A 14,073-nucleotide genomic window follows, 5' to 3' on the forward strand; every position below is an offset into this window, starting at 1 on the left:
AGGCAAACAACCTCCCCCGGCGCGGTGGTCCTCTACCCGCGTCGCGGCCTCCCCTCCACCCCGACAGGGCCTGCGTGCGCGCCCCACACACCCGTCGCGTGCCACCGACGCACCAGCTCGAGGAAGTTGCGCAGCAGGTCACGTCCGCCTTCTGTGAGGATCGACTCTGGGTGGAACTGCACGCCCTCCACCGGCAGCGTCCGGTGGCGAAGCCCCATGACCAGACCGTCAGGCGAGCGCGCGGACACCTCGAGATCCGCCGGCAGTCCGTCGTCTTCCACCACGAGCGAGTGGTAGCGCGTCGCAGCAAAGGGGTTGGGCAGGCCCGCGAAGATCGTTCGCCCGTCGTGTCGGATCTGCGACGCCTTGCCGTGGACCTCGCGTGGCGCCAGCCCCACACGCCCGCCGAAGACCTGCCCGATGCACTGGTGCCCCAAGCAGATGCCCAGAACCGGCACGCGGTGCGCCAGTTGCCGCAGCACGTCGTTGGACACGCCCGCCTCGTCCGGGGTGCACGGACCCGGCGACAGCACGACCGCCTCCGGTTGCATCGCGCCGACCGATTCGGCCGTGATCGCGTCGTTTCGGAACACACACACCTCCGCCCCCAGCTCGCCGAGGTACTGGGCGACGTTGTAGACGAACGAGTCGTAGTTGTCGATCACGACGACCACGGCTCCGCTCCCATCACCTTCTCCCTTCGGTCGTCGATCACAGGCTGCCCGACCCCGCCAGTTCCACGGCACCGAGCAATGCCTTGGCCTTGTTCACCGTCTCCTCGTACTCGCGGTGGGGATCCGAGTCGGCGACGATGCCGGCGCCGGCCTGCACGTAGGCCGTGCCCCCGTGGATCACGAAGGTGCGGATCGCCAGGCAGGTGTCCATCGTCCCGTCGAATCCCACGTACCCGACCGCCCCCGCGTACGGGCCCCGGGCGACCGGTTCCAGTTCGTCGATAATCTCCATCGCGCGGACCTTGGGCGCCCCGGTGACGGTGCCGTGGGGGAAGACGGCCTGGAGCACGTCGAACGCATCCCGCCCCGGCTGCGGCTCGCCTCGTACCGTGCTGACCATGTGCATCACGTGCGAGTACCTCTCGACGACCATCAGCTCCGTGGTTCGCACGCTTCCGTACCTGGAGATCCGCCCGAGGTCGTTGCGGGCCAGGTCCACCAGCATGACGTGTTCGGCCCGTTCCTTTTCGTCCGTCCGCAGACCGTGCTCCAGCGCCGCGTCTTCGGCGAAGTCGGCTCCGCGCGGCCGTGTGCCCGCGATCGGGCGCATGCACACCTCGCCATCGGCCATCCGCACCAGCAGCTCCGGAGACGACCCAGCCAGGCGGGCGCCGCCGAACTCGAGGTAGAAGAGGAACGGCGAGGGGTTGATCGCCCTGGCGGCCCGGTACAGGAGAAAGGAGTCCAGCGCGCCGATGTCGGCCGCGAACCGCTGCGAGAGGACCACCTGGAACACGTCGCCCGACCGGATGTAGCGCTTGCAGCGCAACACCCGCTCCGCGAACGCCGTGCGCGTCAGGTTCGATGTCACCGCCGCCGGCGGAGCACCGGCGGCGGGTTGCGGGGTGAACGGACGGTGCAGCCGCTCCAGCATTTCGTCGATGCGCTCGCAGGCGGCGCGGTAGGCAGCCGCGGCGCCCTCCTCGGCGAACGCATGGGCGACGATCCGGATGCGCCGGCGCACGTGATCGAAGGCCAGGACCGTGTCGTACAGCCCCATCTCCGCGATGGGAACGCCCAGGTCGTCGGGCGGGCGGGCCGGGAGGTGCTCCCAGTCGCGTACGAGGTCGTAGCCCAGGTAGCCGACCAGGCCACCGGCAAAGCGCGGCAGGTCAGCACCCGCCACTGCGCGGTACGGCCGCAGCACCTCCCGGACGGCCGTCAAGAACGGGCCGGGCCGCGTGCGGCTGCCGGCACCCTCGATGCGCACCGACTGTCCGTCGTACGTCAGCCTCTCCCGGGGGCGGGCACCCAGGAACGAATACCGACCCAGCCGCTCCCCACCTTCCACGCTTTCCAGCAAAAACGGTTCGGGCAGGTCGCGGATCTTGAGAAACGCCGAGACGGGCGTTTCCAGGTCGGCGACGATTTCGCGCGACACTGGCACCAAGTTGCCTTCGCCCAGCGCCGCCTCGTAGGCGCGCGGCGTCGGCATTACCTCGTGCACCCTCGTGCGGATCCTCATCGATTCCTCTCGACGGTGCGCCCCAGATGGTGCGCGCGTTCCAGCAGCGGGCGCAGCGCGTCTTGCGCGATCCCGTCCTCGATCTCGTCCAGGCGCGCGCGAACCCCGCGCAGGGCGCGGACGACCTCATCCCGGTTCATGCGCGTGATCGCGTCCCACATCGCCACCGGGTTGCGCGCCATGCGGGAGAGGTCTTCGAACGCCGGCCCGGCCATCCGGAACGACTCCGGCTCGTCCCCCGCGGACAGCACCACCGCACAGGCCACCAGGTACGGCGCATGGCTGATCAGCGCCGCCAGCCTGTCGTGCACCTCGGGCTGCATCACGACCGGCGTCATCCCGATCGCACGCACCACCTCCGCGAGTTCCGACACGGCCTGACGATCCGTGAAGCCCGTCGGCGTCAACACGTACGGACGCCCCCGCAGGAAGTCCGGGTCTGCCGCCTCGATGCCCGCTCCCTCGCTTCCAGCCATGGGGTGCCCTCCCACGAATCGCACCGGCGGGGCAAGGCGCTCCACCGACGCCACGATCGGCGCCTTCACGCTGCCGACATCCGTCAGGATGGTGCCCGCCGGAAGGTAGGACAGCAGCGCCTTGCACACCGCGACGATCTGCTCGAGAGGGACCGCGACGAACACGATCTGCGCGTCTGCCGCCTCGCGGAGATCCGAGGTCGCTGCGTCGGCGGCTCCCCGCTCGACGGCACGGACCGCTGCCGTGGGGTCGCGGTCGACCGCGGTCACCCGCCGTGCCAGACCTCCCCGCCGCAGCGCCATGCCCAGGGCCCCGCCGATCAGCCCGGTGCCGACCACCGCCGCGTGCCCGAAGCGTGCGCGCCGCCCCGACATGGTCGTCGCTACACCGGTGCGGCCACCGGCCGCCCGATCGCGGCGCCGATCTGCTGCACGTGCTTCATCATCGCGGCGAACTCCACCGGCCGCAGCTGCTGGGGGCCGTCGCTGAGTGCACGCTCCGGGTCGGGGTGGACCTCGACGATGAGCCCGTCGGCTCCCGCGGCAACCGCCGCGCGGGCCAGCGGAGGCACGATGTCGCGCTTGCCGGCGGCCTGGCTCGGGTCGACCAGCACCGGCAAGTGCGTCAGACGCTTGAGAACCGGGACGGCGCTGATGTCCAGGGTGTATCGCGTGTGCGTGTTGTCGAACCCGCGGATGCCGCGCTCGCACAGCACGACGTTGGGATTGCCCTCCGACACGATGTACTCGGCGGCGAGCAGCATCTCTTCGAGCGTCGCGCTGGGTCCGCGCTTGAGGAGCACGGGGTGACCCGATCGCCCGACGTCGCGCAGCAGCGTGTAGTTCTGCATGTTGCGCGCGCCGATCTGCACCATGTCGGCGTAGCGCACGACGAGTTCGAGTTGGCGCGCGTCCATGGCCTCGGTCACCACGGCCAGGCCGGTCGCCTCGCGTGCCTCGGCGAGCAGCCTCAGACCCTCTTCCTCCAAGCCCTGGAAAGAGTACGGCGACGTCCGCGGCTTGAACGCACCGCCGCGCAGCATCACCGCACCGGCCGCACGGACCGCGCGCGCGGTCGCCATCAGCTGCTCCCGGCTCTCGACCGAACACGGGCCGGCGATGACCGCCAGCTCCGCGCCCCCGATGCGGGCCGCCCCCACCCGCACGACGGTGTCCTCGGGCTGGAAGTCACGGCTGACGAGTTTGAACGGCTGCAGGACCTTGACGATGCGCTCGACGCCCTCCATCGCACCCAGCATGCCGCGCAGTTGCTCCTTGGTGCTGTCGTCACCGATGACCCCGATCACGGTCCGCAGGACGCCCTCGGACAGGTGCGCCCCCAATCCGGCCTCGCGTACGCGTGCGACCACGGCGTCCACCTGCTCGCGGGTCGCCTTCGATCGCATGATGATGATCATCGCCGTCGCCCCCTGGCTTCGCGCCCGTTCTGCCTCAAAATGCAAAACCTCCCGTCCCCGTTGGGACGGGAGGTTCAGATCCTTCCCGCGGTGCCACCCGACTTCCCGACGGCCGTCGCCCGACCGGCCGCCCGGCTCTGTTCGGAACGGGGCACGTGCCCGATTCCGCCTGCTGTGATCACGGGCCAGGAACCCCGTCGGAGCCTACTCGCGCCGCATCCCGCAAACCCGCCGCGCAAAACGGTCGGCGGTCGGCAGCCTTTCGGTCCGCCCCTCCCGGGCCCATTCCGCCGGCTTGGCGCTGCCGCACTCCCACCCGTGCGCGGCTCTCTGCGAGCCCACCACCGGCGTACTCGCCCCGGTCATCGGGTTTGTGCGCGCATCATACCACGCCCGTCAAGACGGCGACAATCCGTCGGTTCCGTCAGCCCGCCACACCCGAACCGACGGCTGACAGGAACTTCTCCTCCACAGATCCCTCAGGCACCTGCCCACGCCAGATGACGTAGACCCGACGGAAAAGGGGCGGCAGATCGGTGATGTGGATGCGCGCCAGCTGCCCGGCCTCTAGCTCGTGGCGCACCGTGCTCTCTCCGAGGAACGTCAGCCCGACACCTTGGAGGACCATGCGCTTGGCCGCCTCCGCAGGATCCACCTGCACGGCGGGTGAGAACTCCTCACCCAGTCGCGTGCGCAGCGCCTGCTGGAGCGGTTGGAAGCCCTCTCCCCACCGCGCGAGCAGCACGAGCTCCCGGCTCAAAGCCTCCAAGGGCACCTGCCGGCCGGCCAGCTCGTGCGTCGGCGGTCCCACGAGGGTCACCGGGTCTTCGAGGATCAACCGGCTGGAGATCTCCTCGTGCTGGGGACGGACGACCACAAAGCCGACTTGGATCGTACCCTCAAGCAGCATCTGCGCCACGGCACGGGAGTGCCCCGTCCGCATGACGACGTGGACCTGCGGGTGGCGGGCGTGGAACCGATCCAGGATCGTCGGCAGCATGTCCAGACTGACCGACACCACCGTTCCGACGACCAGCGTCTGCACCGCCCCGTCTGCACGCACTTCCGCCAGACCGTCTTCGATCGCGGCCAGGCCGCGTTCGACGTGGGCGAGCAGAGCCTCCCCGGCGGGTGTGAGCTCGACGCCCCGTCCCGTCCGACGGAACAAACGGTGCCCGACCTCGCGCTCGAGCGCTCTGATCTGCGCTGAGACGGCGGGCTGAGACAGAAAGAGGGCCGCGGCCGCGCGCGTGATGCTGCGCTCGTGTGCCACCCGCCGGAACGTCCACAGGCGCTGGAGGTTGAGTGAGGCGTTCCCACCCACAGGCATAAGCCGTTTTTATAGGGCCCATTGCGAGTTAGTATTAGACATTCTAACAACGCCTCCGTAAACTGTCGCGCAAACCTCTTTGCGGGCGCGGCTTGGCAGCCTGTCGCCGGCTTTCGAGTTTGGAGGGACTCTCGTGGACGTTCGTCTCCGGCTCCAGGCGATCCGGCAGGCGATGGACGGCGAGGCCATCGACGCGCTCTACCTGCGCCCCGGTGCCAACCTGACCTACCTGACCGGGATCCGGCGCCAGCAGCCCCATCACACCGACACCAACGCCTACGCGGACTGGATCGAGGGCGTCTACCTCGGGGCCCACCGTGCGGTCCTCGTCGCCCCCCGGATGGGTTCGGAGTTCTTCCTGCAGCAAGCGCGGGGCAAGCCGTGGATCACCGACGTCCGGGTCGTCCTGGAAGGCGAAGATCCCACCGCGGTGATGCGCGACGTGCTCCAGCAGGTGGCCCCCGGCGCCCGCCGGGTGGCCGTGGACGACCGGGCCTGGGCCCCAGTGGTTCAAGCCTTGCACGCCGCGGGCCTCGAGGTGTCCGCGGCCCGTCGTCTGATCGATCCCATGCGGATGGTCAAGTCGGCGGAGGAACTCGACGCGATGCGCAAGGCTGCCCAACTGGCCGACGACGTGTACGCTCAGGCCCTGGCGGTGCTGCGCGAAGGCGCCAGCGAGCTGGACGTCGCCCACGAAATCGACTACCGGTTCGCCCTGGGGGGAGCCGACTACCCTTCGTTCGTGACCGGCGTCCGGTTCACCCGCCCAAACAGCGACCGCCCGCACGCCCTGCGGCACGGCGCCCGGACGCTGGCGCCGGGGGACGCGGTGACGTTCGACTTCGGCTGCGTGCATGAAGAGTACTGTTCGGACTTCGGCCGCACCGCATTCGTGGGTGAGCCGCCCCGCGAGTTCACGACCATGTTCGATGCGGTGCTCGCGTCCCAGCACGCGGCGATGGCCGCGATGCGCGCCGGAGCCGTTACCGCGGAGGACGTCCACCAGACGGCACGACGCGTGCTGCAGGAAGCCGGCTACGCCGACTACTTCACCCACCGCACGGGCCACGGCATCGGCATGACCGTGCACGAGCCGCCCTACCTGGACAGCGGGGACCGCACCGTCTTGCTCGAACACATGACGTTCACCGTGGAACCCAGCAGCCGCGTGCCCAACGGGTATGCCTGCCGCATAGAGGACGTGGTCGTCGTGACCCCGCAGGGCGCGGAGCCGTTGACGACTGCGCCCCGTACCCTGGCGGTGATCGAATGATCGAGCGCCCCGACCCGACGGTCTACGAGGCACGGGTGGACCGCTACCGGGCGGCGATGGACCGCTGGGGCGTCGACCTGTTGTTCTTGAACTTCGGGCCGGATCTGTACTACCTGTCCGGGGTGCTCACGCCGCGCTACTACTTCATCCTCAAGAGTGCGGCCGACTGGGTGAGCGGACTGTGGCTGCCGCGCGACGGTGCCCCGTTTTTGACGTTGTCCCGCTCGATGGCCGTCGACGCCGCGGAGCAGACGTGGATCTCCGACCTCCGCGTGATCGGCGGACCCGGCGGGCGGGACTTCAACGAACTGCGCACCGACGAGGATCCGGTCGCGTTCTTCAACGCGGCCGCCCGCAGCGTCGGCTCAGTCCGCTCGATCGGCACGACAGACAAAGTGTGGGCACAGACCGCCCACCACCTGCGGGAGGCGTTCCCGCAGGCCCAGCCGGTGATCCTCACGCCGTCGATGATGGACGGCCTGCGCATGATCAAGGACCCCTTTGAACTGCGGATGATGGCCAAAGCCGCCGAGATCACAGACCTCGCGATGGGGGCGACGCTGAGGCAGCTGCGCCCCGGCATGACCGAGCGGGACGTCGCCGTCGAGGTAGAGTACCAGATCCGCCGGTTCGGCGGGGACGGCTACTCCTTCCAGCCCGGCATCATCTGCGTGAAGCCGGGCAGCGAGACGCACCGCAGCGTCCTGACCCGCAACACGGACCTGGTGCTGACGCCGGGGACGTCGATCGCCTTCGACTTCGGTGTGCTCTACCAAGGTTACTGCTCGGACTTCGGCCGCAGCGCGTTCGTCGACCCGCCCGACCCGGAGGCGCTGCGCGCGTACGCGGTGATCACCGAGGGTGTTCGGGAGGCCTGCGCCCTGTTCAAGGACGGCGCGATGAGCCCGGCCGGGATGTGCGAGTGGTTCAACGAATATGTCGGCGCACGGGGGTTCGGCGACGCGTACTGGTACCTGGGGCTGGGGCACGGCATCGGCCTAGAGGTGCACGAGGACCCGCGCATTCGACCCGGATTCGACAAGCCGGTGCGCACGAACATGTGCTTCACGCTGGAGCCGAAGATCTGGCGCCACGGACGGTACTACGTCCGCAGCGAGGACGTCGTGGTCGTGGGTCCCGAGGGCAGCACGCCCCTGACGCGGTTCACCTACGCTCCCCTGGTGATTGCATGAGCACCCGGGCGACGTCGCTGACCGCAGCGGTCGTGTCCGAACGCCCGCAGACGTACGCCGCGATCGTGCGGGCGCAGTTGCTGCGCAATCGCGGCGCGGTGGGTGGTTTGGTGCTGCTGGTCTTTGCCATCGGCGTAGCCGTGGGCGCGCCCTGGCTGGCGCCGTACGATCCGACCTACCAGGATCTGTTGGCACCGTTGGAGCCTCCGTCTCGCAAGCACCCGTTCGGCACCGACGAGGTCGGGAGGGACATCCTCAGCCGGGTCATCTACGGCTCCCGCATCTCGCTGAGCGTGGGCCTCATCTCCGTCAGCATCGGCGGCACCGCCGGCGTCACGCTGGGGCTGGTCAGCGGGTTCTACGGCGGCCGACTGGACGACGTCATCCTGCGCGTGATGGACCTCATGCTGGCGTTTCCGGGCATCCTGCTGGCCCTGGCCATCGTCGCGGTCCTGGGCCCAGGCCTGTTCAACGTGATGATCGCGGTCGGCATCGCGGCGACGCCCTCCTTCACACGGGTGACGCGCGGACAGACCCTCAGCGTGCGCGAGATGGACTACGTCGTCGGCGCGCGCGCCATCGGCTGCACGAACGCGCGGGTGATCTGGCGTTACGTGCTCCCCAACGTGCTGCCCTCCATCATCGTGTTGGCGACGTTGGGGCTGGCGTCCGCCATCCTGGCGGCGTCGGGCCTGTCGTTCCTGGGTCTGGGCGCACAGCCGCCGACACCGGAGTGGGGCGCGATGCTGTCGTCAGGCCGTGCCTATCTGCGCCAGGCATGGTGGATCACGACATTCCCCGGACTCGCGATCATGCTGACTGTGCTCGGCATGAACATGCTCGGAGACGGTTTGCGCGACGCGCTCGACCCGAAGCTGCGGCGGGCCTAGCCGCCGGATCACATGGAGGAGGTGGAAACGATGCTTCGCGACCTACGGACCGGGCGCCGCGGGCAGATCGCCGGGCTCGCGGCGGGACTTCTGGCGGTAGTGCTGAGCCTACCCGCGCCGGCGCAGGAAGCCCGCGGGACGCTCATCCACGCCCAGGGCACCGTGTGCGCCGACACGCTGAACCAGCACCTGTCGAACAACACACCCTGCCGGATGGTGGCACGGCACGTGCTGGACAACCTGGTGGCCGTCAACCCCGCCGACGGCACGGTGCACCCGTGGCTGGCGGAATCGTGGGAGATCACGGCCGGGGGCCGCATCTACACGTTCCGGCTGCGCCGCGGCGTGCGTTTCCACGACGGCACCCCGTTTAACGCCGAAGCGGTCCGGTTCAACTTCGAGTGGACGATGTCCCCCGACCGGCCGCGGCGGGGGTTCCGCTACCTCGCGATGGGCGGCCCTCGATACATCCGCACCGAGGTCGTCGACGAGTTCACGGTGCGCGTGGTCTTCCGCGAACCGCACGGGGGATTCCTCACCTACCTCAGCGACGGCGGACTGGGCATCGACTCGCCCGCCGCGCTGCGCCGGCTCGGGGACGACTACGGTTCCCGAGAGCTGGTGGGCACCGGGCCGTTCCGGCTCGTGAGCTGGACGCGCGGCGCCGAAGCCGTGCTCGAACGGAATCCGGACTACCGGTGGGGCGCCAGGGTGTTCGGCCACACCGGCCCCGCCTTCGTCGAACGGCTCGTCTACCGGCAGGTGCCGGAGGCCGCCACGCGCGCGGCGGTCGTGGAGACCGGACAGGCCACCAGCAGCCAAATCACGCCGCCGGACATCGCCGTGCTGCGCGGCAAGCCGGGGGTACGCATCGTCCTCGTCCCGAAGGCCGGGACCGCACGGATGATGCTGCTGAACACCAAAGAGAGCCCGACCAACGACATCCGCGTCCGGAGGGCCATCAACCACGCGATCAACAAGCCGCTGCTAATGCGGCTGCCCGCGTGGAGCGGTACGGGACGACCGGGATTGGGTCCGCTGCCCACGAACATGGTGCCCCGGGCCTTCCAGGGGCTGTACCGGAGCCAGCTCCAGCCGGTGGACCTCGAGTACAACCCGGACCGTGCGCGGCAGCTGCTGGAGGAAGCGGGCTGGCGGGTCGGCCCCGATGGCATCCGGGTGCGGGGATCCGAACGGCTGGTCCTCGACCACGTCATCCCCGAGGGGACAGCCGTGCGCGAGTCCGAGCCGCTGCAGGCGATGCTGCGGCAGGTCGGCATCGAACTGCGCTTCCGGATCGGAGACTTCAACTTCTGGATCGGGACCGTGAGCAAGGGCGAATACCGGTCCACGATCATGAGCGACTCCGGGTACGAGAGCGCGGGCATCCTGTCCTCGTTCTTCCGAACCGGGTCGGTCTACAACTGGTACGGGTTCAGCTCACCTGAACTTGACCGGATGCTGGACACCGCGGTGGCTTCCGCCGACCCGGAGACGCGGTGGCGCAACCTGATCGGTGCCATGCGGATCATCCTCGCGAATGCCGTCGGGGTGATGGGCTGGGAGGAGGACTACGTCTTCGCGGCCCGCGCCAACGTCGAAAACCTGCAGTTCAACGAGGTGGCGTTCCCTTACTTCTACGCGACGCGGTTGCGGTAGCCGCCCAACCGCACGACGGCGGCGGGGGCCGGGGCCCGATCCCCGATCCCCCGCCGCACCGGTCAACACGTCATGTCCAAGTACATCCTCCGCCGCGTGCTGACGGCCATCCCTGTGCTGGTCGGGGTCACCGTCTTGACGTTCTCGATGCTGCACTTCGTGCCGGGCGACCCCGTACTGGCGATGTTCGTCGAAAGCGGCGGTGTCACGGCCGAGCAGGTGGAGGCCATCCGCAGGAACCTCGGTCTCCACGAGCCGCTGCCGGTGCAGTACGGTCGGTTCCTCGTCCGCCTGCTGGAGGGCGACCTGGGTCGGTCCATCTGGGGCAACCATCCGGTGGCCGAGTTGATCCTCGAACGGTTCCCACCGACCTTCCAGCTGGCGGTGGCGGCCATGGGGACGGCGATTTTCATCGGCACGACCCTGGGCGTGCTCGCGGCGATCCACCGCGGGCGTCTGGCCGACAACGTGACGATGCTGGTGGCGCTGCTGGGTGTGTCGATCCCGTCGTTCTGGTTGGGCTTTTTGCTCATCTACGTGTTTGCGATCTGGCTGGGGCTGCTCCCGGTGACCAGCGGACCGGGACTGCAGGGGTTGATCCTGCCGGCCGTCACCCTGGGATTCGGCGCGGCGGCAATCATCGCCCGCATGGTGCGCAGCAGCCTCGTGGAAGTCCTCAGCGAAGACTACGTGCGCACGGCGCGGGCGAAGGGTCTGGGCCCGTGGAGCGTGATCGTGCGCCACGGGTTGCGCAACTCGCTCATCCCTGTGGTGACGATCCTGGGCCTGCAGTTCGGCGGGCTGCTTTCCGGCACGGTCATCGTGGAGTCGGTCTTCGCCCGGCGCGGCGTGGGCCGGCTGCTCGTCGAAGCGATCCAGAGCCGCGACTTCCCGGTCGTCCAGGGCGGCGTCCTGTTCATTGCGGCGATCTACGTGATCGTCAACCTGACCGTCGACCTGCTGTACGGCTACCTCGATCCGCGCATCCGGTACGACTGATGCCGACGACCCCGCCTTCTGGGTCCACGTCCCGGCTGGTCGCGTTCTGGCTGCCGCTGGCCCTGTCGTGGCTGATGATGTCGCTCGCACAGCCGATCGTCGCCGCGGGCATCGGCCGCCTCGCGAACGCCGAGGTCCATCTGGCCGCCTACGGCGTCACGCTGGACTTGGCCGTGCTCATCGAGAGTCCGATCATCATGCTCTTCTCGGCGTCCGTCGCCCTGACGAAGGACGAGGCGACCTACCGGCTGCTGCGCCGATTCATGCTGATCTTCGCGGTGGGGCTGACGGCGCTGTTCGCGGTCGTCGCCTTCACGCCCCTCGCCGACGCCGTGCTGTCCGGCCTCATCGGCGTGCCGCCGGCGGTGGCGGCCGAAGCGCGCACCGCGCTGCGTTGGCTGCTGCCGTGGGTGCCGGCGATCGCGTGGCGGCGGTTCTACCAGGGTCCGCTGCTGCGGGCGGACATGCCCCGATGGATCGGCTACGGCACCGCGTTCCGGCTGGCCGCCCTCGCCGGTGCGGTCGTCGCCGGCACGGCCGCAGGGTTGCCCGGAGCGACGATGGGCGCGATCGCGCTGTCGGCCAGCGTCGTTGTCGAGGCCCTTGTCGTCACCGTGTGGGCGCTGCCGGTGGTGCGCGCCCTCCCGGCCGGCGCGCGGGAGACCCTGACGATGGGCGACGTGGCGCGGTTCTATGTGCCGCTGGCCACCACCGACGTGATGCGCGTGGTCTCGCGCCCCATCGTGACGGCTGGGGTCGCCCGCGCGGCGCTGCCGGACATTTCGCTGGCGGCGTGGCCGGTGACGAGCGGGTTCGTCCACCTGTTGACCGCGGCCGTCATGGCGTTCCAGGAGATGGTGGTGGCCGTCCGGGACACCGCCGGCTACCGAGCCGTGGCCCGGTTCGTCACGCGCACCGGTGTGATTTTCTCCGCGGTGCTGGCGCTGGTCGCGTTCACGCCCCTGGCGGACGTCTACGTCGTGCGGATCCTCCAGCTGTCAGCCCCGCTGCGCGACGCGGTCGTCACCGCATTGCGCACCCTGGTGGCCCTGCCGGCCTTGCTCGCCCTGCGGAACCTGTTCCGCGGGGCGCTCATCGCCGGCCGGCGGACCGCGCGCGTGCAGCAGGCCATGGCCGGCAACCTGGTCACGCTGGCGGTCGTACTGATTGTCGGGGCCGCAGCGGCGGTGCCGGGGATCGTGCTCGCAGCCTGGGCGACGCTCATCGCGCAGGCCGCCGAGGTGGCCCTCCTGGTGGCCTTCTTGCGGATGGATCCATCGCCCGGCGTGTCGCTCCCGGAGGCGGCGGGGCGATGACGCCGGTGTCGTGGCGCTCCCTGCTGGCCTTGTACGTCCCGCTGATGCTCAGCGGCCTTTTGATGACCCTCGAGGCACCGCTCATCGTCGCCGGCATCGCACGCCAGCCCGCCGCGGAGCTGTTCCTCGCCGCGTTCGGCGTCGCCTTCGCGATCGCGCTGATCTACGAGGCGCCCGTCATCATGGTCCTGGAGGCCTCCATCGCCCTCACCGACGGTTGGGCGGCCTACCTGCGGTTGCGGCGCGCCTACCTGCTGCTGGGGGGCGCGCTGACGGCGCTGGGGATCGCGGTCTTCTTCACCCCGGTCTACGATCTGCTCACCGCGCACCTGATGGGCATCCCCGAGCCCATCGCCCGCGCAGCACGGCCGGCGCTGATGATCCTAACGTTCTGGCCGCTGCCGATCGGCTGGCGCCGGCTGCATCAGGGCGTGCTGATCCGCTACGAGCGCGCGGGCATCATTTCGGTGGCGACGGGCATCCGACTGCTCATCCTCGCCGCTGTCCTGTTCAGCGGCGTGTTCCGCACGGCTGACGGCGCCGTGCTGGGGGCGTTGGCGATGGTGGTCGGCGTCACGGTAGAGGCGGTCGTCGTCACGATCCCGGCTCTGACGCTGCTGGGGCCTCGCCCGGGGGCAACGGGGCAGCGCCCCTGGCGCGCGCTGTGGTCGTACTACTGGCCGCTGGCGGGCACCACGCTCCTCCAGCAAACCAGTCGGCCGTTGATCACCACCGGCGTCGCCGCGGCCCGGGACGGCGCCCTGTCGCTGGCTGCGTGGCCGGTGGTGCTCAGCATATCGATGTTCAGCTGGGGGCCGCTCAACGCGCTGCAGCAGGTGATCATCGCCGTGGCCGACCACGAGGCGAACCGTCGCCGTGTGCTGCGGTTCGTCCTGGCCATCGGGGGCGGACTGACTGCGACCCTCGTGCTGGTCACGCACACCGCGCTGCTGGACGTGCTCTTTCGGCAAGCGTTCGGCATCTCGTCGGCGCTGGCAGCGCTGGCGACGCCCGCAGCGAGGTTGCTCTCGGTGATCCCTCTGGTGATGGCCCTGCAGTCATACTTCCGCGGCCGGCTGATCCGCGACGGACGCACCCGCGTCGTGCAGCGCGCGATGCTGGCGAACCTGGCGGTCGTGGCCGGCGCGGTGGCGGGGGCGTTGACGTTCGGCCCCCTGTCGGGGGCGGTCTTCGGTGCCTTGGCGATCCTGTCGGGGGGCGTGGCCGAGATGGGCGCGCTGTGGTGGGGTGGACGCACCGCGGCGGCGCCGGCGCCGACACCCGAGATGGTGGAAGTCAGCAGACCGCTGTAACGAGGAG

12 protein-coding genes are annotated in these 14,073 nt (G+C 69.7%); 7 read left to right on the top strand and 5 right to left on the bottom strand.

Annotation, left to right across the window (positions count from 1 at the left end; genetic code table 11):
* Positions 1-32: 32 nt before the first annotated feature.
* The 5 genes from QN163_00360 to QN163_00380 form a co-directional block, all read right to left on the bottom strand.
* Positions 33-674: an aminodeoxychorismate/anthranilate synthase component II gene (locus QN163_00360; protein ID MDR5682470.1), complete on the bottom strand. Its 642-nt coding sequence runs from the start codon at positions 672-674 to the stop codon at positions 33-35.
* Positions 675-711: 37 nt separating this feature from the next.
* The gene (trpE, locus tag QN163_00365; protein ID MDR5682471.1) at positions 712-2,169 is read right to left on the bottom strand and encodes an anthranilate synthase component I; all 1,458 of its coding nucleotides are present in this window, start codon (positions 2,167-2,169) and stop codon (positions 712-714) included.
* Between the two features lie 26 nt (positions 2,170-2,195).
* A complete protein-coding gene (locus tag QN163_00370) occupies positions 2,196-3,050 on the bottom strand; it encodes a prephenate dehydrogenase/arogenate dehydrogenase family protein (protein MDR5682472.1) in 855 nt (284 codons plus the stop codon).
* 8 nt (positions 3,051-3,058) lie between these two features.
* Complete coding sequence (aroF, locus tag QN163_00375) at positions 3,059-4,093, bottom strand: 3-deoxy-7-phosphoheptulonate synthase (GenBank protein MDR5682473.1); 1,035 nt, start codon at positions 4,091-4,093, stop codon at positions 3,059-3,061.
* A gap of 424 nt (positions 4,094-4,517) precedes the next feature.
* Positions 4,518-5,423, bottom strand: coding sequence for a LysR family transcriptional regulator (locus QN163_00380; protein MDR5682474.1), 906 nt, complete (start codon positions 5,421-5,423; stop codon positions 4,518-4,520).
* Positions 5,424-5,556: 133 nt separating this feature from the next.
* On the opposite strand from QN163_00380, the gene QN163_00385 reads away from it, so the two are divergent.
* The 7 genes from QN163_00385 to QN163_00415 all read left to right on the top strand — a co-directional run bounded on the left by QN163_00385 (position 5,557) and on the right by QN163_00415 (position 14,066).
* Complete coding sequence (locus QN163_00385) at positions 5,557-6,696, top strand: Xaa-Pro peptidase family protein (protein ID MDR5682475.1); 1,140 nt, start codon at positions 5,557-5,559, stop codon at positions 6,694-6,696.
* Positions 6,693-7,889, top strand: a complete 1,197-nt coding sequence (locus QN163_00390) for a Xaa-Pro peptidase family protein (protein MDR5682476.1) — start codon at positions 6,693-6,695, stop codon at positions 7,887-7,889. The genes QN163_00385 and QN163_00390 overlap by 4 nt, the downstream gene beginning before the upstream one ends.
* Positions 7,886-8,779, top strand: a complete 894-nt coding sequence (locus tag QN163_00395) for an ABC transporter permease (protein ID MDR5682477.1) — start codon at positions 7,886-7,888, stop codon at positions 8,777-8,779. The genes QN163_00390 and QN163_00395 overlap by 4 nt, the downstream gene beginning before the upstream one ends.
* A 30-nt stretch (positions 8,780-8,809) precedes the next feature.
* Entirely contained in the window at positions 8,810-10,438 is a 1,629-nt protein-coding gene (locus tag QN163_00400; protein MDR5682478.1) for an ABC transporter substrate-binding protein, read from the top strand.
* A gap of 72 nt (positions 10,439-10,510) precedes the next feature.
* The gene (locus tag QN163_00405; GenBank protein ID MDR5682479.1) at positions 10,511-11,437 is read left to right on the top strand and encodes an ABC transporter permease; all 927 of its coding nucleotides are present in this window, start codon (positions 10,511-10,513) and stop codon (positions 11,435-11,437) included.
* A complete protein-coding gene (locus QN163_00410) occupies positions 11,437-12,753 on the top strand; it encodes a hypothetical protein (GenBank protein MDR5682480.1) in 1,317 nt (438 codons plus the stop codon). Before QN163_00405 ends, QN163_00410 begins: the two co-directional genes overlap by 1 nt.
* Positions 12,750-14,066, top strand: a complete 1,317-nt coding sequence (locus QN163_00415) for a hypothetical protein (GenBank protein MDR5682481.1) — start codon at positions 12,750-12,752, stop codon at positions 14,064-14,066. The genes QN163_00410 and QN163_00415 overlap by 4 nt, the downstream gene beginning before the upstream one ends.
* The last annotated feature ends 7 nt before the right edge of the window (positions 14,067-14,073 follow it).

It is taken from the genome of Armatimonadota bacterium (assembly GCA_031432545.1).
Classification (GTDB): Bacteria; Sysuimicrobiota; Sysuimicrobiia; order Sysuimicrobiales; family Sysuimicrobiaceae; genus Caldifonticola; species Caldifonticola tengchongensis.